The organism is Actinoplanes rectilineatus (genome assembly GCF_000962825.1).
GTDB lineage: Bacteria > Actinomycetota > Actinomycetes > Mycobacteriales > Micromonosporaceae > Actinoplanes > Actinoplanes rectilineatus.
The window spans coordinates 93,887-115,527 of the sequence record NZ_JZKF01000002.1 but is presented as its reverse complement, the minus strand read 5'-3'; the positions used below and the strand labels follow the sequence as shown (position 1 = coordinate 115,527).

General features: G+C 74.0%; 15 protein-coding genes. 10 read left to right on the top strand and 5 right to left on the bottom strand.

Annotated elements, in window-relative coordinates:
* Positions 1–2 precede the first annotated feature (2 nt).
* The 3 genes from WH85_RS51465 to WH85_RS01745 are packed head-to-tail and all read left to right on the top strand — an operon-like array spanning position 3 to position 3,369.
* Entirely contained in the window at positions 3–1,709 is a 1,707-nt protein-coding gene (locus WH85_RS51465; RefSeq protein WP_052720083.1) for a dipeptide/oligopeptide/nickel ABC transporter permease/ATP-binding protein, read from the top strand.
* A complete protein-coding gene (locus WH85_RS51460; protein WP_045739837.1) occupies positions 1,706–2,500 on the top strand; it encodes an ABC transporter ATP-binding protein in 795 nt (264 codons plus the stop codon). Before WH85_RS51465 ends, WH85_RS51460 begins: the two co-directional genes overlap by 4 nt.
* Positions 2,500–3,369, top strand: a complete 870-nt coding sequence (locus WH85_RS01745) for an alpha/beta fold hydrolase (RefSeq protein ID WP_045739836.1) — start codon at positions 2,500–2,502, stop codon at positions 3,367–3,369. The genes WH85_RS51460 and WH85_RS01745 overlap by 1 nt, the downstream gene beginning before the upstream one ends.
* Here the strand turns inward: WH85_RS01745 and WH85_RS01740 are convergent.
* A complete protein-coding gene (locus WH85_RS01740; protein WP_045739835.1) occupies positions 3,346–4,833 on the bottom strand; it encodes a helix-turn-helix domain-containing protein in 1,488 nt (495 codons plus the stop codon). The genes WH85_RS01745 and WH85_RS01740 overlap by 24 nt on opposite strands.
* A 73-nt stretch (positions 4,834–4,906) precedes the next feature.
* On the opposite strand from WH85_RS01740, the gene WH85_RS01735 reads away from it, so the two are divergent.
* The 3 genes from WH85_RS01735 to WH85_RS01725 are packed head-to-tail and all read left to right on the top strand — an operon-like array spanning position 4,907 to position 8,732.
* Positions 4,907–5,992, top strand: coding sequence for an S-methyl thiohydantoin desulfurase family protein (locus WH85_RS01735; protein WP_045739834.1), 1,086 nt, complete (start codon positions 4,907–4,909; stop codon positions 5,990–5,992).
* Complete coding sequence (locus WH85_RS01730; RefSeq protein ID WP_052720082.1) at positions 5,989–7,572, top strand: hydantoinase/oxoprolinase N-terminal domain-containing protein; 1,584 nt, start codon at positions 5,989–5,991, stop codon at positions 7,570–7,572. Before WH85_RS01735 ends, WH85_RS01730 begins: the two co-directional genes overlap by 4 nt.
* Entirely contained in the window at positions 7,569–8,732 is a 1,164-nt protein-coding gene (locus WH85_RS01725) for a M20 metallopeptidase family protein (protein ID WP_045739833.1), read from the top strand. Before WH85_RS01730 ends, WH85_RS01725 begins: the two co-directional genes overlap by 4 nt.
* On the opposite strand, the gene WH85_RS01720 is transcribed toward WH85_RS01725, so the two are convergent.
* The 3 genes from WH85_RS01720 to WH85_RS01710 are packed head-to-tail and all read right to left on the bottom strand — an operon-like array spanning position 8,713 to position 12,513.
* On the bottom strand, positions 8,713–10,158 hold the full coding sequence (locus tag WH85_RS01720) for an amidohydrolase (RefSeq protein WP_045739832.1): 1,446 nt from the start codon (positions 10,156–10,158) through the stop codon (positions 8,713–8,715). The genes WH85_RS01725 and WH85_RS01720 overlap by 20 nt on opposite strands.
* Positions 10,155–10,778, bottom strand: a complete 624-nt coding sequence (locus WH85_RS01715) for an FMN-binding negative transcriptional regulator (protein WP_045739831.1) — start codon at positions 10,776–10,778, stop codon at positions 10,155–10,157. The genes WH85_RS01720 and WH85_RS01715 overlap by 4 nt, the downstream gene beginning before the upstream one ends.
* Before the next feature lie 40 nt (positions 10,779–10,818).
* Positions 10,819–12,513: a PucR family transcriptional regulator gene (locus WH85_RS01710; RefSeq protein ID WP_157410685.1), complete on the bottom strand. Its 1,695-nt coding sequence runs from the start codon at positions 12,511–12,513 to the stop codon at positions 10,819–10,821.
* Between the two features lie 183 nt (positions 12,514–12,696).
* Here WH85_RS01710 and WH85_RS01705 point away from each other — a divergent pair, with 183 nt between their 5' ends.
* The 3 genes from WH85_RS01705 to WH85_RS01695 all read left to right on the top strand — a co-directional run bounded on the left by WH85_RS01705 (position 12,697) and on the right by WH85_RS01695 (position 18,458).
* Positions 12,697–14,802, top strand: a complete 2,106-nt coding sequence (locus WH85_RS01705) for a DUF4153 domain-containing protein (RefSeq protein ID WP_045739829.1) — start codon at positions 12,697–12,699, stop codon at positions 14,800–14,802.
* 79 nt (positions 14,803–14,881) lie between these two features.
* On the top strand, positions 14,882–15,727 hold the full coding sequence (locus WH85_RS01700; RefSeq protein ID WP_045739828.1) for a hypothetical protein: 846 nt from the start codon (positions 14,882–14,884) through the stop codon (positions 15,725–15,727).
* A 118-nt stretch (positions 15,728–15,845) separates the two neighbouring features.
* Positions 15,846–18,458, top strand: a complete 2,613-nt coding sequence (locus WH85_RS01695) for a helix-turn-helix transcriptional regulator (protein WP_045739827.1) — start codon at positions 15,846–15,848, stop codon at positions 18,456–18,458.
* Between the two features lie 84 nt (positions 18,459–18,542).
* On the opposite strand, the gene WH85_RS01690 is transcribed toward WH85_RS01695, so the two are convergent.
* The gene (locus WH85_RS01690) at positions 18,543–19,271 is read right to left on the bottom strand and encodes an SGNH/GDSL hydrolase family protein (protein ID WP_045739826.1); all 729 of its coding nucleotides are present in this window, start codon (positions 19,269–19,271) and stop codon (positions 18,543–18,545) included.
* Between the two features lie 202 nt (positions 19,272–19,473).
* Here WH85_RS01690 and WH85_RS01685 point away from each other — a divergent pair, with 202 nt between their 5' ends.
* Positions 19,474–21,510: an AfsR/SARP family transcriptional regulator gene (locus WH85_RS01685; RefSeq protein ID WP_052720081.1), complete on the top strand. Its 2,037-nt coding sequence runs from the start codon at positions 19,474–19,476 to the stop codon at positions 21,508–21,510.
* The last annotated feature ends 131 nt before the right edge of the window (positions 21,511–21,641 follow it).

The following is a 21,641-nucleotide window of genomic DNA, read 5'->3' as shown; positions in this document are numbered from 1 at the left end:
TCATGACTCGACGTCTTCTCCGTACCCCGCAGGGCCTCGCCGTGCTGCTGGGCCTGACCGTCGTGGTGGCCGCCACGGTCCTCGGGCCGGCCGTGTTCGGTGATGCCGCGTCCACCCGGAACATCCCCGACCGGCAGCTGCCGGCGAGCCTCGCCCACCTGTTCGGCACCGACAACCTCGGCCGTGACCTGTTCGCCCGGGTGATCGTGGCGACCCGGCTGTCGGTGCTGCTCACCCTGGGCGCGGTCGGCATCTCGGTGGCGGGCGGGGTGACGCTCGGTGTGACCGCGGCGGTGCTGCCCCGGCCGCTCCGCCGGCTGGTCACGGCGTTCATCGACATCCTGCTGTCGTTCCCGTGGCTGCTGCTCGCGCTCTTCTTCTCGGTGATCTGGGGGACGACGGCCACCGGTGCGATGCTCGCCATCGGGTTCGCGGGCATCCCGGTCTTCGCCCGGCTCGTCGCGACGCTCGCGTCCTCGGTGGCGAACACCGACTACGTCCGCGCGGCCCGGCTGCTCGGCAGTTCGCCGGTGCGGACCGCCATGCTGCACGTGCTGCCGAACATCCTGCCGCCGCTGGTGGTGAACACCGCCGCGCACGCCTCGGTCACCCTGCTCTCGTTCGCCGCGCTGTCCTTCCTCGGCCTCGGCGTGCAGGCACCGGAGTACGACTGGGGGCGGCTGCTCAACGAGGGCGCCCGGAGCATCTACCTGGAACCGATGGCGGCGATCGGTCCGGGCATCGCGATCGTACTGACCGGTGTGCTGTTCGCGCTGCTCGGCGAACTGCTCAGCGAGGACCGTCCGCGGACCGTCCCGTCCCGCGCGGTGATCCGCGCCGGGGACGCCGCCGCACCGGACGGGGACGCCCTGGTCACCGTGACGGATCTGCGGGTCTCCTTCCCCGCCGGCGACGGCTCCCTGGTCGAGCGGGTGCACGGCGTCGACCTGACGATCCGGCCCGGCGAGGTGGTGGGTGTCGTCGGCGAGTCCGGGTCGGGCAAGTCGGTGACCGCGATGGCGATCGCCGGGCTGCTCGGCCCGGAGGCACAGGTCGCGGCCGGGCAGCTCAGCTTCGACGGCATCGACATGCGCGGCCGGTTCTCGGCGGCGCAACGCCGTCGGCTGGGCCTGGAACAGGCGATGATCTTCCAGGATCCGCTCTCCTCGCTCAATCCGTCGCTCACCGTCGGACGTCAGCTCACCGAGGTCAGCGAGGTGCACGGCGGGTTGGGCCGCGGCGCCGCCACCCGGCGGGCGCTGGAGGCGCTGGCTCTGGTCCGCATCCCGGAGCCGCTGCGGCGCATCCGGCAGCTGCCGCACGAGTTCTCCGGCGGCATGCGGCAACGGGCCATGATCGCGATGGGGCTGATGGGGTCGCCGCGCCTGATCGTCGCCGACGAGCCGACCACCGCCCTGGACGTGACCGTGCAGCGCCAGGTGCTGCACGCGCTGCACGACGCCCGGCTCCGGACCGGCGCCGCCATCCTGCTGATCTCCCACGACATCGCCCTGGTCAGCGGCTTCTGCGACCGGGTCGTGGTGATGCGCGACGGCGTCGTGGTGGAGCGCCTCGACGCGGACCGGCTGGACGAGGCGCGGCACCCGTACACCCGGGGTCTGATCGCCTGCGTGCCGGACATGACAACCGACCGGGACCGGCCCCTGCCGGTCATCGGGGTGGCAGCCGACGAGGAGGTCCCGGTGTGAGCACCCTCGAGTTCGACCACGTGACGGTCCGGTTCGGGCGCGGGCGGGCGGCGCACACCGCCGTCGACGACGCCTCGCTGACCGTGCGCTCCGGCACCACGCTGGGGCTCGTCGGCGAATCCGGTTCCGGCAAGTCGACGATGGCCCGCGTCGCGGTCGGCCTGGAACACGCCGGGCTGGGCGCCGTCCGGCTCGACGGCGTCGACCTGACCAGCCGGTCCCGGGCGGCCCGGCTCGCCCGGCGCCGCGTCCAGCTGGTGTTCCAGGATCCGCTCGCCGCGCTCGACCCGCGGATGCCGGTCGGCACCTCGGTCGCCGAGGGTCTCCTCGCCACCGGCCGCCGGTTCAGCCGCGCCGAGAAGGAGGCCCGGGTCCGGGAACTCCTCGGCCTGGTGCACATCGATCCGGGCCGGGCCGGCGAACGCCCGGCCCGGTTCTCCGGCGGTCAGCGGCAGCGGATCACCATCGCCCGGGCGCTGGCCGCGGAACCGGCGGTGCTCATCGCCGACGAGATCACCTCGGCGCTCGACGTGAGCGTCCAGGGGGTGGTCCTCAACCTGCTGCGCGAACTGCGGTCCGCCCTCGACCTGACCATGCTGTTCATCTCGCACAACCTGGCGGTCGTCCGGTACGTGAGCGACGACGTCGCCGTCATGCGGGCCGGCCGCGTCGTCGAGCAGGGCCCGGCGGACACCGTGCTGGCCGCTCCGTCCGACCCGTACACCCGGGAACTGCTGCACGCGGTTCCCGTCATGGGACAACCACTCGACCTGGCCGGGAAGGATCACTGATGCCCCGCTTCACCACGCCCGACGGCATCGCGGTGCACTACGAGACCGACGGCCCGGCATCCGGCCGGCCGCTCGTGCTGGTGCACGGCGGCGGCGCCCAGCTGATCGGCTGGCACGACGACTTCGTCGCGCTGCTCGTCGACGCCGGATTCCTCGTGGTACGCCCGGACAACCGCGACGTCGGGCTGTCCCAGCAGACCGGCGGGCCCGGTGACCTCGCGGCCACGTACGACATCGACGACATGGCGGGTGACGTCGTCGCGCTGCTGGACCACCTCGGGGTCGCCCGGGCGCATCTGACCGGCATGTCGCTGGGCGGCTACATCGTGCAGCAGGTCGCGCTCGAACACCCGGAGCGGGTCGCGAGTCTCGGGCTGATCGCGACGTCGCCGTCGAGCGCGCCGGAGTTCCTGGTCGGCGAGCACGGCGACGGGCAGCCGGTGACCACGGCGCCCGAACTGCTCGACCGGGACGCCTACATCACGATGTTCGTCGGCGGTCAGCGGCGACTCCAGTCGCCCGGATTTCCGTTCGACGCGGACGAGTCGGCGGTGCTGGCCGCCCGGTACTACGACCGGATCTACCGGCCGGACGGGCTGATCCGGCAGTGGAACGCGATGCTGCGCGGCCCGTTGGAGCGCCGCGACCGGCTGGGCGCGGTCACCGTGCCGGCCGCGATCATCCACGGCCGGCACGATCAGTTGCTGCACTGGCGGGCCGCGGTGGCCGCCGGTGAGCTGCTGCCCGGCTCCGAGGTGCACATCTACGAGGAGATGGGCCACGACGTGCCCCGCGAGCTGTGGCCGGACTTCGTCCGGGTCCTGGCCCGGGTCGCGGACCGGGCTCTACTGGCGCCGGCCGGCGCCTAACAGCCGTACCCGGCACGCGAGTTCCAGGGCGAACCGCGTGTCGGGGTCGTCCAGGTCGAGCTGGAGGACCTCACGGACCCGTTTGAGGCGGTACCCGACGGCGTTCGGGTGCAGGTTGAGCTCCCGGCCCGCGTGCGCCAGCGAGTTGCGGTGCGCGAGATAGGCCCGCAGGGTCAGGATCGACGTGTGCGCGCGCTCCGGACCGAGCGCGTCGAGCGGGAGCAGGATGTCGGCCAGCAGGCCGCGGCTCACCGGTGAGGCGTAGACGTCCAGCAGCACCCGGCGCAGGCCGGTCACGTCGGTGAGCTCCACCCCGCCGCGCCGCCCGGCCGCGATCGCCGACTCGGCGGCGAGTCGTGCCTCCGCCGCGGAGGACCGCAGGCCGTTCGCCCCGAGCTGCGGCGTGCCCAGACCCAGGGTGTACGCCCACTCCGGCCCGGCCAGGGTGCGCGCGTACTCCTGGATGCGCTCCGCCACCTCGCGCAGCCGGCGCTGGTGGTCGCCGGCGCCGTGCTCCTCGGTGCCGACCAGGATCAGGTCGTCCTGGACGAAGGCGACGTGCCACATCTCCTCCCGATCCTCGACCAGCTGCAGCGCGAAAAGCTCGATGGCGGGCTGCACGCTGCGCGGCGCCCGGGTGTCCGGGACGACCAGGTTGGTGGGGATCAGCCAGCCCGCGGCGTGCGAGAGCTGCAGGGGCAGGCCGAGCCGCGCCGCCCGGCCGGCGAACCCCTCGACCCGGGCGGACTCGGCGAGGACCAGCTCGACGATCAGGTCGGCCCGGGACCGGGTGGGCGCGAACCGGTCGCTGTTCCGGCGCTGGGCGGCCCGCGACAGCAGCGAGGCGATCACCGGCCGGGCCACCGGCACCGCCGGATCGGACTCGGACCCGGCGAGCCGCCCGATCGGCACCTCACCCACGCAGACCGCATCCGCCGCCGACCAGGCCACCGAGGGGTCCTCGACCAGGACGAGTTCGGTGCCGAGCGCCCGGTTGGCCGCCGCCAGGATCACCTCCGGTGTGCTGTCGGGGCCGGCCGCCGCCTCCACCGCCTTCTCGATCGCGTGGGTGGCCCGCATGATCGCCTCGGAGGCGCCGCCGGAGAGCAGCCGGTCGACGGAGAGCGCCAGCCCGGCCGGGTCCGCGCCGGGCGCCGCGAAGACCGGGACCCCGCCGCGGTCGGCGAGCAGCAGTGCCGTCGCGGGCAGGGTGACCTCGGTGGTGAAGACGATGCCGGCCACCTCCCGCGCGCCGGCCTGCCGCAACGCCACGTCCAGCCGGTACGGCGCCGGCGGCTCGGCACCGGGGACGATCACCAGGGTGCCGCCCGCCACCGTGTTCATCAGGTCGAGGGGCACCACGGTGACCCGGGCGACCACACGGTCGTCGACCGGACCGGCGCGGTGACCGATGCGGAGACGCTCACCCTGCTCGGCGAGATTGACGATCGTCGTTTGTGCCATCGGCACAGTATGACGCGATTCTCTGGATCATCGAACCATATGTGAGGGGTGCGACCGGTCGTAGCGTAAGGCCATGGCTCACACAGATCGGCTCTCCGCTGTCTCGGCCCCGGACGTGGCGGCCCTCGCCGCCGGCACCGCGATCTTCGGCACCGGGGGCGGTGGCGCGGTCTACACCTCCCAGGTCCTTGCCGAGGAAGCACTGCTGGCCCACGGGCCGGTCCCGCTGGTGACCGTCGACGACCTGGGCCCGGACGATCTGGTCATCCTGATGTCGGGCATCGGCGCCCCGACCGTCGGCATCGAGATGCTCTCCTCCCGCCACCAGATCGACCTGCTGGTCCGGGAGGCCGAGGCGGTCGCCGGCCGGCCCATCACCACACTGATGGCCGCCGAGATCGGCGGGAGCAACGGCGTCGCCCCGGTCGGCTGGGCCGCCCGCCTCGGCCTGAAACTCCTCGACGCCGACGCGATGGGACGGGCCTTCCCCAACGCCGCGATGGTGTCGATGAACGTCGCCGGTGTCCCCTGCGACTTCTCCGTCCTCAGCGACGTGGTCGGCAACGTGTCGGTGATCAAGACAGTCGACCTGCACTGGCTGGAACGACACGCCCGCGCCCTCACCGTCGCGAGCGGCTCCATCTGCCTCGGCGTCCACTACCCGCTGACCGCGGACACCGCGCGGGGCGCGGTCGTCGAGGGCACGGTGAGCGCCGCCGTCCGGGTCGGTCACGCGCTGCTCTCCTCGTCCGACCCGGTCGCCGCGGTCGCCGCCGAACTCGGCGGATCCATCCTGCTCACCGGCAAGGTCGTCGACCTGGACCGGCGGACCGAGGGCGGTTTCGCCCGCGGCTCGGTGACCGTCGCCGGGACCGGCACCGACGCCGGCCGGCTGCAGCGCCTGGAACTGCAGAACGAGAACCTGGTAGTGCTCGAGGACGGCGAGGTGCTCGTCAGCGTCCCCGACAACGTGACGATCATCGACGCCGAGACCGGCCACGCGATCACCACCGAGATGCTCCGGTACGGCCAGCGCGTCTCGGTCCTCGCCTGGGCCTGCGACCCGATCTGGCGCACGCCGCGCGGCCTGGAACTCGCCGGCCCCCGGGCCTTCGGCTACGACCTGCCCTACATCCCGTTCGGAGGACCCACTCGATGAGCGCCATGCGCGATCTCTCCCTCGGCGTCGACGTCGGCGGCACGAACACCGACGCCGTCGTCATCGACGGCACGGGCCGGGTGCTCGCCGCCACCAAGCAGGCGACCACCGACGACGTGACCGGCGGCATCCGAGCCGGCATCGTGGCGGTTCTCGCCGCCCTGGGCGAGGACCGGTCCCGGGTCTCCCGGGTCATGCTCGGCACCACGCACGCGACGAACGCGATCGTCGCCCGCCGGCAGCTCGACCGGGTCGCGGCGATCAGGCTGGGCGCGCCGGCCGCGACCGAGTACCCGCCGCTGCTCGGCTGGCCCCGCGGGCTGGCCGAGCTGGTGCTCGCGGGCTCCGCCATGGTCGGCGGCGGCCACATGGTCGACGGCACCCCGATCGCGCCGCTGGACCGCGACGGCATCCGGCGGTTCCTGGACGGCCTCGGCGCGTTCGACGCGGTCGCCGTCACCGGCATCTTCAGCCCGTCGTCGCCGGAGCAGGAACTCGCGGTCGCCGACCTGATCCGCGAGCACCTCGGCCCGGACGCCCGGGTGTTCCTCAGCCAGGACATCGGGCCGACCGGGCTGCTCGAACGGGAGAACGCGACGATCCTCAACGCGGCGCTCTACAGCGTGGCCCGGTCGGTGACCGAGGCGCTGGTCACCGTGGTCGCCGAGGAGGGCCTGGACGCGGTCACCTTCTTCGCGCAGAACGACGGCACGCTGATGTCGCTCGACTACGCCGCCCAGTACCCGGTGCTCACCATCGGCTCCGGGCCGGCCAACTCGATCCGGGGTGCGGCGGCGCTCTCCGGCGCCGACAACGCGATCATCATCGACGTCGGCGGCACCACCTCGGACCTGGGTGTCGTCGTCAACGGCTTCCCCCGCGAGTCCACCCTGCCCCGGGAGATCGGCGGGGTGCGGACGAACTTCCGGATGCCGGACGTACTGAGCCTGGGAATCGGCGGCGGCACCACCGTGGACCCGGCGACCGGCACCGCCGGACCGGGCTCGGTCGGGTACCGCATCGCCACCGAGGCCCTGCTGTTCGGCGGTGACACACCGACCCTCACCGACGCGGCCGCCCTCGCCGGGGCATCGATCGACGGCCGCACCCTCGGCGACTTGCCGCCGCACCTCCGGACGGCGCTGCGGACCGCCCTGGCCCAGGCCCGGGTTCGGCTGGCGGACGCGGTCGAACGGCTCTCGCTGGGCCGCGCCGACATACCCCTGGTCGTGGTCGGCGGCGGCGGGTTCCTGGTCCCCGACGACCTGCCCGGCGCCGGCCCGGTGGTGCGGCCCGCCCACGGCGACGTCGCCAACGCGGTGGGCGCCGCCATCTCGCTCGCCGGCGGCCGCGCCGACCAGATCAGCCGGCTCGACGACCGCGAGGCGGCGATCGCGCAGGCATCCGAGGCCGCCGTCGCGAAGGCGATCCAGGCCGGTGCCGACCCGCTGCAGGTCACCGTGGTCGACATCCTGGAGACGCCGGTGACATACACCGAGACCCCCACCATCAAGGTGTCGGTCAAGGCCGCCGGACCGCTGGCCCGGCTGGGCGAGCGCACCCGGGCCCGGGTCGCATGACCGGCCTCGCCGGCCTGCGCCGCGCGCTGCACGGCCATCCCGAGGTCGGGCTGGACCTGCCCCGCACCCAACGGGCGATCCTGGACGCCCTCGACGGTCTCGGCCTGGAGATCACGACCGGCCGCGGCCTGTCCTCGGTGACCGCGGTGCTGCGCGGCGGGCGGCCCGGACCGGTCGTGCTGCTGCGCTCCGACATGGACGGCCTGCCGGTCACCGAGGCGACCGGCCTGCCGTACGCGTCGGTCAACGGCGCGATGCACGCCTGCGGCCACGACCTGCACATGGCCGGCCTGGTCGGGGCGGCCCGGATCCTGGCCGGCCTGCCCGGCACGGTGGTGTTCATGTTCCAGCCGGGCGAGGAGGGCTTCGCCGGCGGCAAGCTGATGATCGAGGAAGGCGTGCTCGACGCGGCCGGCGAACGCCCGGTCGCCGCCTACGCCGTGCACGTGGACTGCGTGACGCCGGCCGGCCACGTGGTCACCCGGCCGGGGCCGATCATGTCGAGCGCCAACGCGCTGCGGGTCCGGGTGACCGGCACCGGCGGACACGCGGCGCTCCCCCAGGACTCCGTCGACCCGGTGCCGGTGGCCGCCGAGATCATCCTGGCGATCCAGTCGTTCACCGCACGCCGGATCCCGGTCTCGGACCCCGCGGTGATCTCGGTGACCCGGCTCTCCTCCGACTCGCCGGCGAGCAACGTACTGGCCACCACGGTGAGTCTGGAGGCGAACGTCCGGGCCCTGTCCCGGCAGACCCTGGCACTGATCCGTACCGAACTGCCGAAGCTGGTGACCGCGATCGGGGCGGCGCACGGCTGCACGGTCGCCACCGAGTTCGTCGAGTCGTACCCGGTCACCGTCAACGACCCGGCCGAGACCGCGCGGGTTCTCGCGCTGCTCGACGAGCGTTACGGCGACCGGGTGGTCCGGTTGCCCTTCCCGGGCATGGCTTCGGAGGATTTCGCGTACGTGCTGGACGAGGTCCCCGGCACCCTGATCTTCCTCGGTGTCCAGCCGGAAGACGGCACGTCCGGTCCGATGCACTCGGATCGTGCCGTCTTCGACGACTCCCGCCTGGACGAGCACGCCGCGCTGCTCGCCACGCTGGCCCGGCGCCGCCTGTCCTGGGCACGGTCAGCGATCATGAACTCCGGTGGGTGAAGGCACCGGCTACCAGGGTCGCGATGACGGGGGTACGCCGCAGCCCGGTCTCCGTGGCCACCAGCGGATCGCCGGCGACCACGGTCAGGTCGGCCACCGCGCCGACGGCGGGCACGGACCGGCCACCACAGGCCGCGGTGATCGCGACGTCGACCGGCAGGGCCTGCTCCGGGTGCCACGGCGCGCGCTCGTCGTCGCGGCGGTACACCGCGTCGGCGATGGCGTGCCACGGTTCGAGGGGGCTGACCGGCGCGTCCGAGCCGAGTTCGAGGCGGGCCCCCGCGTCGTGCAGCGACCGGTAGGCGAAAGCCCGGCCGGTGCGCCCGGCCCAGTGCCGGTCGGCGACGTCCCGGTCGGTGACCGCGTGCTGCGGCTGTACCGAGGCGATCACCCCGATCCGGGCGAACCGCGGCATGTCCTCGACGCCGACCAGCTGCGCGTGTTCGATCCGCCCACCGCAGCCGATCTCCTCGAACGCGTCGAGCACCTCGGTGTTGGCCCGGTCGCCGATGGCGTGCACGGCCGGCGACAGTCCGGCCGCCGACGCCTTGCGCATCAGCGCACGCAGCTCGTCCCCGCCGACCAGGCACAGTCCGTGCGAGTGGTCCGGGTAGGGGTCGGCGCACCAGGCGGTCCGGGTGTTCAGCGAACCGTCACTGACGATCTTGTACGGGCCGACGTGCACCCGCCCGCCGGTGTCTTCCAGGACGTCACCGGTGCGGCGCCCCTCGGCGATGGCCGCGTCCAGCCACGGCGTCCAGATCCCGGCGTGCACCCGGACCGGGGACAGCGCCCGCCGGCGCCAGGCGGCCAGGTTGTCGCCGTACTCCAGGTCGACCAGACCGGTCAGTCCCCGGGCGGGTAGCCGGGCGAGGGCGGCGGCCACCCACCCGTCCACCTCGGCGGCCGGCAGCAGCTCACCGACCCGGGCATTGGCCTCGATCGACTCGGTCTCGCGCAGCACCCCGGTGGGATGGCCGGCCTCGCCGATCAGGGCCAGCGCCGCGCTGCTGAACCAGGTGGTGTGCAGGTCGATGCTGCGGACCACGACCGGGACGTCGCCGAGCGCCGCGTCCAGGTGGCTCTTGTGCGGCGGCTCGTCCCACAGCGCCGGTACGAGATCCCGCCCGAAGAGGAGTCCGTTCCCGGCGGCGTGCTCGCGCAGCAGCCGGGCGGCGTGCCCGGGACCGGTGGCCGCGGCCAGGTCGACGCTGCGTTCGTGGATCACCCACTGTTCGACGTGGACGTGGGTGTCGACCAGGCCGGGCAGCACGGTCGCGTCGTCGAGCGACAGCACCGCGGCGCCGGACAGCTCACCGGCCGGTGCGACGGCCGCCACCACGCCGCCCTCGACCAGGATGTCGCGGACCGGGCCGCCCAGGCCGTACCGTCCGCCGCGCAGGATCACGGACTCGGTGCCACTCATCGGTTCTCCCTCACCAGACGCATCGCGGCCGCCAGCGCCGGGTCGGCGTGCACGTCCGCGGGATCCTCCAGGCCGCGCAGCACGCCGTCGACGTCGACGGCCGGCTTGTCCTGGCTCAACTTCACCTTCGCCTCGACCCGGTCCGGGACCAGGCGGAAACCCACCACGTGCGGGGCCAGCCGCCGGGCGTACGCGGGGACCCGCTCCAGCAGGTACGGCTCCGGGCGGGCCGACTCGAAGTGGTCCTGGGTGCGGCGCAGCACCTCGAAGGTGTCGTCCGGCCCGAGACGCACGGGACGGCCGTGCAGGTGCGCCACCACGAAGTTCCACGTCGACACGTACGGGCCGCCGGCGTACCAGCTCGCGCTGATGTACCCGTGCGGCCCCTGCACGATCAGCACCGTCTCGGCGGTGCCGAGTTCGTGCCGTTCGGCGTCGGTGACCGGCAGATGGCCCAGCACGGTGACGCCCGGGCCGGCGGCTTCGACGAGCACGGGCAGGTGGGAGACGACGAGACCGGCGGAGGTCGCGCTGGCCATCGTCACCCAGGGATGGTCCTCGACGAGACGTGCCAGGCCGGCGTCGCCGCCGGTCCAGGCGTATTCCGCATGGGTGAGCATGCGACCAGGCTAGGCGCCGGACCGGTCCCGCCGGTTGTCGTCAGATCCCGATCTCCGGGGCCGGGCTTGTCGCCGGCGACAGGGCCGTCACGGCGTCCCGCAGTTGCAGCCACATCACCAGCGTCTCGTCGCCGGCGCCGAAGTCCACACCGAACACGTCGGTCAGGCGGCGTACCCGGTAGCGGGCGGTGTTTTCGTGGATCATGAGGGCCTGCGCGGTGGCCACGATGTTCCCGAACGCCCCGAGGTACGTCAGCAGGGTCGTCGCGTAGTCGGTGCCGTGCGCCGCGTCGTGCTCCAGCACCGCCCGCACCGGCCACAGCCGCAGGTCCTCGTCGTCGGCCGGGCCGGCGCCGCGCAACGCCAGCACGACCGCGGTCCGGGTGTCCTCGATCGTCGCCACCCCGGTTCCGGACACCGCCAGCACCCGGTCGGCGAGTTCCCGGGACCGCCGTGCCCCGTCCAGTCCCCGCACCACCGGACCGAATCCGATCAGCAGTTCGACGTCGGCCGCGCGGCGGGCGGCGGTGGACAGGTCGGCGCCGAGCTTGCGCAGCCGCGCCGCCAGCCGCTCGTGGGCCGGCCGGCCCTCGGGGCGACCGGACGTCGGCAGCAGAAGCAGCAGGTCACCGCCGTCGAGTACGGAGACCGCCCCGGCATGCCAGTACTCGCCGTGCAGCGCCACCAGGTCGGCGACCCGGGCCGCCGCGACGGCCCGCAACTGCGTCCCGGGCGCGGGCCGGACGACGGCGAGTACCACCGCCCCGTCGACCGGCAGGGCCATCGCCGCCGACGCCGCACCGGCGTCGAGGGTCCCGGCGAGCAGCCCGCGCAGCGCCTCCCCGCGCCGGGCCCGCCCCGGATCCGGTGAGCCGCGCAGACTCAGCAGGTGCAGCGCCGTGGTGCGGGCCGCGTCCAGCAGCACCCGGTCGGCGTCGTCGACCAGCTGCGGCCGGTCGCACAGCACGAAGATGACGCCGAGCACCTGGTGCCCGGCGCGGACCGCAATCGCCATCCGCGACGCGTACGCGGGATGCGAACTCTCGAACAGCACCGGCCCCGGCGCGTGCAGGATCGCCTGGTACTCCACCGCGTTGCCGGGCCGGTCCGGGGTCTGCCGGCCGAGGATGGCCAGCCGGCGGATCTCGTCGATCTCCTGACCCGGCAGGTTCGAGTACGCCATGATCCGCCCGGACGTCTCCTCGATCGTCACCGGTCCGCCGAGGGAGGCGGCGATCGCGTTGGCCAGGCTGAACAGGTCACCGCGGGTCGCGCCGGCGGCCGTCTCGCCGACCGTGGCGCCGGCCAGCCGGGCGGCGGTGAGCAGTGCGTCGAGGTGCCGCCAGGCCATCTCGTCCGGGGTGCACAGCAGGGTCAGCCCACGATCGCGGGCCACCTCGGCGGCGGTGCCGAGATCCTGCCCCCAGGACTTGAGGACGATCACCCGGCCGCCCTCGTCGGCCAGCCGGTGCAGGCACGAGCGGAGCCCGGACTCGCCGAGGTTGCTGCCGGTGAGCAGCACGACGGCGTCACCGGCGTCCTGCAGGGGTTCGCCCGGCCCGTACACCAGGGGTTCCCCGACCGGCCGGTCCAGCAGGTCGTCGCCGCCCGCGACCAGGCGCAGCGCGAACGGCCCGAGGGTCGCCAGCAGCCGGCGCAGTGTGACCGGGCGTGCGGCGTCGGCCGACGCCGGCAGGATCGTCGTCGACTTGGCGACCACCTCCGCCGGCCTCACCGGCACACCGTATCGCCGTCGCCCAGCCGCCTCCGGTGGTGTCCCACCCCACGGCCGCGGCGCCGGACCTCCCGCATCCGTGCCATTCCGTCCGAACGTCGCGGCGATACGGACCCGTCCCAGCGTAGAAATTGCCGTACGCACGGCCTACAGTGTGCGAACCGAGCTACCTAGGAGGGTGCAGTGGCGGACCTGCCACCAGCGCAGCCCGATCCGGCGGAGACCACTCCCCCGGATGCGGACCACGACGTTCCCGCCACCCCGGCACCGGCGCCCCAGCTGCTGGTCATGCCCCCTACCGACGCGATCCCGTCGATGGTCTGGCCGGGGGCGGAGGGCGAGACGGCGTGGGCGATCCCGGTCCAGATCCCCTCCGGGACGCGGGGCTATGCCCTGTTCGTGCCGATGGTTCCGGTCCAGTCGGCGGTTGCTTCCCCACCCGCGAAGCAGCCCGCACAGCCACCCGCGAAGCAGCCCGCACAGCCGCCCGAGAAGCCGGCCGCGAAGCTGCCCGCACAGCCGCCCGAGAAGCCGGCCGCGACGCCGGCCGTCAAGGAACCCGCGGAGCAGCCTGCGAAGCCCGCAGCCAGGCCGACTGTCACCGCCCCGGCGGTGACAGCGACTCCGGCAACGGCACCGACGCCGGCCCCCGAGCCGGAGTCCGCGCCTGCGCCGAAAGCGGCGGCTCCGGTGTCGCGCCCGCAACCGGCACCGCACCAACGGCCGCACCCGCCGGCCGCCCAACGCCCGGTCCGCCCGTTCGGCATGTACGAGCAGCCGCCGTCCACCTGGCAGACGTTCCGCAAGAAGAACTGGCCCGGCCCGAAGGACGCCCAGGGCTGGGCCGTCCCGGCCGGGGTGCTCGCCGGTGCCCTCGGCTTCCTGATCTTCCTGCCGCTGGACCGGGTCGGTATCGGCTGGTTCCTCGGCTGGCTGGTGCTCACCCTCGGCGTCGGGTTCGCGGTCCGCACCGCGAAGGACCTGCCGCGCACCGAGCGGCTGATCCGGTCCGGCTGGGCCGCGGCCGCGCTCGCCCTGCTGCTCGTCCCGGCGTTCCGCAACGCGTGGTGGCTGGTCACGTTCAGCGTGCTCGGCGCGATCGGCTGCACCGCGCTGGCGATCGTCGGCGGCCGGCAGGTCCGGTCGATCCTGTTCAGCCTGTTCGCCGCGCCGTGGGCGGCGTTCGCCGGCATCCCGTGGGTCCGCCGGCACTTCCGGGAGGGCCGCAACCCGGGGATCACCGGGCGGATCCTCTTCTCGGTCGCGCTCACCGTCGTGGTGCTGTTCGTCTTCGGCGCGCTGCTCTCCTCCGCCGACGTCGCGTTCTCCGCGCTGCTCGACGACGCCGTCCCGGACTTCGACATCGGCTCGATCTTCCAGTGGATCATCCTGGCGGTGGCGGGTGCCCTGCTCGCCGTCTCCGGCATCTACACGCTGAGCGCCCCGCCCACGACGTCGAGTCTGGACACCGAGGGTAAGGGCCGGTTCGGTCTGCTCGAGTGGGCGCCGGCCGGCGCCGCGCTGGTACTGCTCTTCGGCGGTTTCGTCGCGGTCCAGTTCACCGTGCTGTTCGGCGGGAGCCGGCACGTGCTGGAGACCGCCGGGCTCAGCTACTCGCAGTACGCCCGGAGCGGGTTCTGGCAGCTGGTCGCGGTCACGCTGTTGTCGCTGGCGCTGATCGCGGGACTGGCTCGCTGGGCGAAGCGGGACCAGCAGGGTGAACGGGTCCTTCTGCGCGTACTCCTCGGTCTGCTCTGTGGTCTGAGTGTCGTGATCGTGGCTTCCGCCCTGTCCCGGATGTGGGAGTACCAGCGGGTCTACAGCTTCACCGGTGAGCGGATCTTCGTGATGGCCTCCGAGATGCTGCTCGGTGTGGTCTTCGTGCTGATCGCGCTCGCCGGGATCACGTGGCGCGGCAAGTGGATCCCGAGCACCACCGTCGGGCTCGCCGTGCTGATGCTGCTCGGTCTCGCCGTCCTCGACCCGGAGGGCTACGTGGCCAGCCGTAACGCGGCCCGTTACGAGGGCTCCGGCAAGATCGACGCCTGGTATCTGCGGGCGCTCTCCGCCGACGCGACCCCGGCTCTGGCGGAGCTGCCCGATCCGGTACGCCGGTGCACGCTCAGCTGGATCGCCGAGGATCTGTTGGAACCCGACCCCTGGTACGCGTGGAACCTCGGCCGGGAACAGGCCCGCGACGTCATCAAGGAGCTGGGTCCGGCCGCTATCGGCAATCACAAGGACTGTCGCGCCGCCGACCAGTTCGATCTGCCCAAGACCGGTCGATGACCGACGGTGCTCCGGTGGGACACCACCGGAGCACCGTCATCCGGTCGAGTCTCGGGCTCCCGGATGGCAGGGTGTGCCCATGATCGTTCCCACCTACTTCGGCATCCGTGATTACCTGTGGGCGGTGCTCCCGGAGTGCCGGGAGCACCTGCTGCAGACGCAGAACGAATGGCTGGACTACGACAGCGGCGACGACGGCGGTATCAGCGCCTACTCGTACCTCTCCGGCGCCTACATGCACCCGGTGATGGAGGCGGCCTCCGAACGCGGTGACGTTCCGGTGGTACGCCGCGGGATCGCGGTCATGGAGGACATGCTGGCGCGCGGCGACGATCTCCTGCAGGACCCGCTGACGATCCGGGTCCTGCACCGGCTCACCGGCACGCCCGCCCTGATCGGCATGCTGCGCCGCTTCGCCGGCCCGCTGGTCCGGCGGGACATGGCCGGGATGACCCGGGACCCCTCGTGGCTGGAGCCGGGCGAGCTGGTCGACACGCTGGTGCTCCCCGACTCGGGGCTGGCGCCCGACGAGGTCCGGGCGGCCCGGTCGGTGCTCTGGGAGGCGGCCCCGATGCTGCGGACGTACCTGCTCACCACGGAACACGACCTGGTGCGGGAGACCGGTTCCCTGAGCACGATGACGGCGGACCGCTACATCCTCGACAGCTTCGCGGGCGGTCTCCTCCCCTGGGCCCGGGACTACTGGGGGTACGGCAACCCGGACTACGCGGACGGTCTGCTGCCCGCGGCGGAGGCGATGCTGACCTCCCCCGTCCTGGCGGCCGCGCTGCGGCGGTGCGCCGGCGCGGTGGCCGCGGAGGCGGAACTGCTCGCCGCCGTCGTCCCGCCGGACGACCTGCCGGACGACGGGGAACGCAGCCGGGTGGCGGCGACCGCGGCCCGCCTCCTGCAGATCACCCGCTGACCCGCCGCCACCCGCAACGGAGCTGCCCGGTGGGATCGTTGAGGGGAGGCCCGCCGGAGCAAGGGCAGGGTCGCGGCACGTTTACCGGATGCCGAGGGGGCCGCCGTAGGATGCCCGGATGCTCATCGGCCGCCGGCAGACGCTGCGCAGCCTGTCGGACCTGCTCGACGGTACGGGCGCCGCAGCCGTGCTGACCGGCCTCCCCGGCGCCGGCAAGACCGCTGTCCTCGACGCGGTCCGGGCGGCGCGCGGCCGGGCCCTGCACACCACCGGCGTGGTGAGCGACAGTCGTCTTCCGTACGCGGTGCTCGCCGGTCTCGTCACCGACGAACGCCTGCTGGCCGACATCGTGGACGATCCGCCGCATCCGTTGCGCCTGCGGCTCGACGTGCTGTCGTGGCTGGAGGCCGAGGCCGAGGCCGGTCCGCTGGTGATCGTCCTTGACGACGCCCAGTGGGCCGACGACACCTCGCTGTCCGTCCTGGGGTTCCTGGCCCGGCGGCTGTCCGGCACGGGGGTGTCGTTCCTCGCCGCCTGCCGGGACGGCGAGGTCCCGCCCGCTCTGGCCGGCCTGCCCACCGTCGCGCTCGCCCCACTGGACGAGCAGGACGCGGCCCGTCTGCTGGAGCAGGCCGGGGTGCGGCTGCCGGGCACCGCCCTGCCCCGGCTCCTGGACCGGGCCGCCGGCAACCCGCTGGCCCTGCTGGAGCTGGGCCGGGCAGCGGCCGCCGACGCCGAGCCGACCAGCGTCGAGCTGGCCTTCGCCGACCGTCTCCGGGTGCTGCCGGACGGCACCCGGCAGGCCCTGCTGCTGGCAGCGGCCGGGGACGGCGATCTGCGGACGGTCGGGCGGGTGCTCGCGCCGGAGGTTCTGCTGGAACGGCTCGCTCCGGCCGAAGCGGCCGGCCTGGTCGTGATCGCCGGCCGGACGGTGCGGTTCCAGCACCCGCTGGCCCGGTCCGCCGCCTACCAGCTGGGCACCGCCCAGGACCGGGTCCGCGCGCACCGGCAGCTCGCCGACGCCTACCGGGACGACCCGGACCGCCGGGTGTGGCATCTGGCCGAGGCCACCGTCGTCACGGACGAGACGGTCGCGGCCGCGCTGGCGGAGGTCGCCGACCGGGCGGAGCGGCGGGGGGCGTACGCCGAGGCCGTCCGGCTGCTGATCCGGTCGGCCGAGCTCAGCCCGGACCGTGACGACCGGGAGCGGCGGGTCCTGCGGGCGAGCTGGATGGCGGCCGGTGGCGGCGCCTTCGAGTGGATCATCCAGTTGGCCGGGCCGCTGAGCCACACCGCCCGGACCGCGACGACCCGTGCGGTGGCCGCGCATCTGGTCGCGTACGCGATCTCGCAGACCAACCGGCAGCGCGACGCCTGGCGGGCGGTGCTCGACGCGCTGCGGGTGCTGCTCGACGAGGACCCCGGCTGGGGCTGGAACTCGCTCACCACGCTGGCGGTGCTGGCCTACCGCCGCGGTGCCGACGAGTCCGTCGTCCGGCAGTGGATGGAACGCTACGACGCGATCACCGAGCGGCACACCGAGGCCGTCGCCGCCGCCCGGGCCTGGATCCGGGTGGGCGCCGACCCGCTGAGCCGGCCGCTCGACGTCCTCGACCTGGTCCGCACCGCGCCGACGCCGGACGGGGCACCGACCTGGGTGGCCAGTGTCGAGATGATGCTGGGCGCCGCGGCCTGGCTGCTCGACGACTCCCGGACCGCCCTGACCCGGCTGGGCCGGGCGATCGCGTTGATGCGCCAGGGCGGGCCGGCCAACATGACCAACGTGCTGATGGCGCTGGCCCAGGTGCAGCTCGACGTCGGGGACTTCGACGCGGCCGAGCAGACCGGCCGGGTGATGGTCGATCTGGCCGGCACCGTGCGGCACGCGTTCGCCGGCGAGCACGGTCACGGGGTGGGTGCGCGGGTCGCCGCCGTCCGCGGGCAGATCGCTCTCGCTCGTACGATGGAGAAGAAGGCGCAGCTCACCGCCGAGACCACCGAGTTCCGGGTGCCGACGGTGACCGACCTGGTCACCAGCGCCTATCTCGCGTTCGCCGAGCGGGACGCGCAGCGGGCGTGGGAGGCGCTGCGCCCGCTCTTCGGCCCGGACGGCGAGCCGTTTCACCCGCACATGTCGTACCGGGAGCTGGGTTTCTACGTCGTCACCGGGGTACGGGCCGGGGTCGGCGACCAGCTGCGGCCGGTCGTCGCGCTCGCCGGAGAACGGCTGGCCGGTGCCGGTCCCCGGCTGCGCCTGCAGCTGGCCCGGGCGCGGGCGCAGCTCGCCGGGGACGACGCCGAGCCGCTGCACCTGGCCGCGACCACCGATCCGGCCGCCGCCGAGTGGCCGTTCGAACTCGCCTGCGCCCAGCTGGAGTACGGCGCCTGGCTGCGCCGCCGCCAACGGTCGCGGGACGCTCGCGCCGCGTTGTCATCGGCCTCCGCCGCTTTCGTACGCATGGGAGCACTCCCGTGGGCTGATTTCGCCGCCACCGAGCTGCGGGCGGCGGGGGTCACCGCGCCCGGGGTGGTGCCGTCGGCCTGGTCGAGCCTGACCGGCCAGGAACGCGAGGTCGTCCGGCTGGCCGCCACCGGGATGACGAACCGGGAGATCGGCGCCTCCCTGTTCCTGTCCGCCCGCACGGTGTCGACCCACCTGTACAAGGCGTATCCGAAACTGGGTGTCACGTCCCGTGCCCAGTTGCGGGATCTGGTGCCCCCGGACCGGTAGATACGTCACGCGACGTATGCCGCTCGCCGGGGTCGCCTCCCTAAGCTTCCGCCGTGATGAAGACGGACATTCCCGGCGGGTTTCTCACCCTGACCGGTCGCTCCGGTGCAGGCCCGCGGTCGCCGGGATCGCTCCCGCCACCGCGGCCGCCCATCGGCGGTAACCGGGCGCCGAGGGGTGGAACCCGTCGGCCGCGAAGTACTCGGGGACGAACGGCAGCAGCAGTTCGCCGTCCACCCAGGTCACCGACGGGCGTTCGGCACAGACCTGCCGCGCGGCCCGGTCCAGGACGACCGCCCGCCGCGCCAGGTGCCGGCCGAGGATCCGGGGCATGCACGGCAGGTGATCGAAGGGCGGGATCCCGGCCACCATCACCTGCTCGGCACGGCGGGCCAGGTCGTCGACGATGACGCCCAGGTGCTCGGCCCACTCCTGGGGCGGCCGGTCGCCGAGCACGTCGTTGGGGCCGGCGAGGAGCACCGCGACGTCGGCCCGTTCGACGATCAGCGGCAGGATCCGGTGCCGGATGCGGCGCGACGTGGCGCCGTACCGGCCGACCGCGCTCCAGGCCACCGGCCGGCCGGTGCGCTCGGCGAGGTCACGGGCCAGCGAGCCGCCGAAACCCTCGTCGTGGGTGGCCACGCCGTACCCGGCGGCCACCGAGTCACCCAGCACGACCACCCGGAGCGGGCGCAGGTCGTCCCGGCCCGGGACGACGCCCGACGCCGGGCCGTCAGCCACCGGGATCGCCACCGTGCGGTGGCGCTTCCACATCGCCTGGACGGCGACCACCGGCAGGAGCACTGAACTCATGAATTCGCCTATCGCCTCTCGTCCCGCGACCGCGGGACCGGATGCCGGGCCGGCCGGTGCCGGCACCGGCCACGACAGGCGCCCACCCTGCCCGCGGCAGCGGCATCGACATCAGCTCTCCCCGGACGGGAGACCCCATGATGTGAGCGGGCACTTGACGGAAACTTGGCCCGGACCACCGCACCCGGCGGTCGGCGTCCGCATGCTGGGGCCGATCGAGGCCGAGGTCGGCGGCCGGCCGGTGGACCTCGGGCGGCGCCAGCAGCGGGCCTTCCTGGGGATCCTGCTCGCCGCCCGGGGCACGGCGGTGTCGACCGACCGGCTGGTCGAGGACCTGTGGCGGGGCCGCCCGCCGGCCCGGCCGGTCGTGTCGCTGCAGACCTACGTGTCCAACCTGCGGCGGGTGCTGGAACCCCGCCGGCCCCGGCGCGGACCGGCGTCCGTCCTGGTGCGCCGGGCCACCGGTTACGCGGTACGCCTGCCGGAGGAGGCGGTGGACGCCTGGCGCTTCGAACAGTCGCTGACCCGGGCCCGCGCACTGCCGGCCGAGCAGGCCCGCCCGGAGCTGACCGGCATCCTGCGCTGGTGGCGTGGGCCGGTCTTCGGCGAGGCCCGCGACGAACCCTGGGCCGCCCCGGAGGCGACCCGGCTCGACGAGTTGCACCTGCTCGCCCGCGAACACGCGATCCGGGCCGCGCTGCGGATCGGCGAGCACACCGAGGCGCTGCTGGAGGCGCGGCAGCTGGTCCACGACGAGCCGCTGCGCACCGAGGGCTGCCGCCTGGCCGCGCTCGCGCTGTGGGCCGCCGGGCGGGAACCCGACGCGCTCGACGTGCTGCGCCGGCACCGCCACCTGATCGGCGACGAGCTCGGCCTCGACCCGGCTCCGGTCCTGACCACGTTGGAACAGGCGATCCTGAGCCAGCGCCGGGAGGTGCTGCGGGCCGGGACCGGCGGGCACCGGACGCGGCCGGCGCAGCTGCCGTCCCGGCCGGCCGTCTTCACCGGACGGCAGCGGGAACAGGACGAACTGACCGCCCTGGTCCGGGCGTCGGCCGGCACGGTGCCGGTCGCGGTGATCACCGGAATGGGCGGTGTGGGCAAGACGGCGCTCGCGGTCCACTGGGCCCACGAGCACCGGGACGACTTCCCGGACGGGCAGCTCCATCTCGACCTGCGCGGATTCGATCCGGCCGCCGAACCGGTGCCGGCCGCGGACGCGCTCCGCAGCATGCTCACCGCTCTCGGCACCCCGGCCGGCGCGTTGCCGTCCGGCATCCCCGACCGGGCCGCACTGCTGCGCAGCCTGCTGACCGGGCAACGAGTGCTGATCGTCCTGGACAACGCCCGCGACGCCGCCCAGGTCCGGGACCTGATCCCCGGGGGTGCCGGCTGCGCGGTGCTGATCACCAGCCGGGTCCTGCTCACCGACCTGGTGACCACGCATCACGCGTACCCGGTCGGCCTGGCTCCGCTGGCCGCCGTGGATGCCCACGACCAGCTGACCCGGCGGATCGGCGGGACGCGGGCCGCCGCCGATCCCGGCGCGACGCGGGCGATCGTCGCCGCCTGCGACGGTCTGCCGCTGGCCCTGGCCGTGGTCGCCGCCCGGATCGCCGCCAACCCCTCGTTCCCGCTGGCCGCCATCGCCCGGGAGCTGACCGGCGCGGGCCGCCTCGACGCGTTCGCGGCGGCCGGTGTCAGCCGCGATCCGCGTACCGTCCTCTCCTGGTCCTACCGGCATCTGCCGGACGCCACGGCCACGCTGTTCCGCCACCTCGCCCTGCACCCCGGACCGGACGTCACGGTGGCCGCCGCGGCCGGCTTGTCCGCCACCGCTCCGGACATCGTCCGGCGCTCGCTGCACCAGCTCGTCGCCGCGCACCTGATCCGCGAGCACCGGCCGGGCCGGTTCCGGTTCCACGACCTGCTGCGCGCGTACGCGACCGAGCTCGCCGACCGCCACGACGCCCCGGCCGTCCGGGAGCTGGTCGTCCGGCGCGCGGTCGACCACTACCGGGACTCGGCGCTGGTGGCGTCCGCGGTGCTGGTCCCCCGGGGCGGCCCGCTTCCGCCACCGATCGCCGTGGCCGAGGCGCTCGCCTGGTTCGACGCCGAGTGCCCGAACCTGCTCGCGGCCCTGAGCGTCGCCGTCCGGCAGGGTGACCGGGTGTCCTGCCGGCAGCTCGCCCGGGCGCTCGCCCCGTACCTGCGGGACCGCCTCCACCGCATTCAGTGAAGTTTGTTGACGATTAGGCATCGACGGACGAGAATTCCCTTCGAGAGCGCTCTCTTTCGCCCATCCCCAGCACCGCGCGGTTCCGCACGCCCGGGCCCCGGCCGGACGTGACCGCGCGTGCGTGAAAGGAC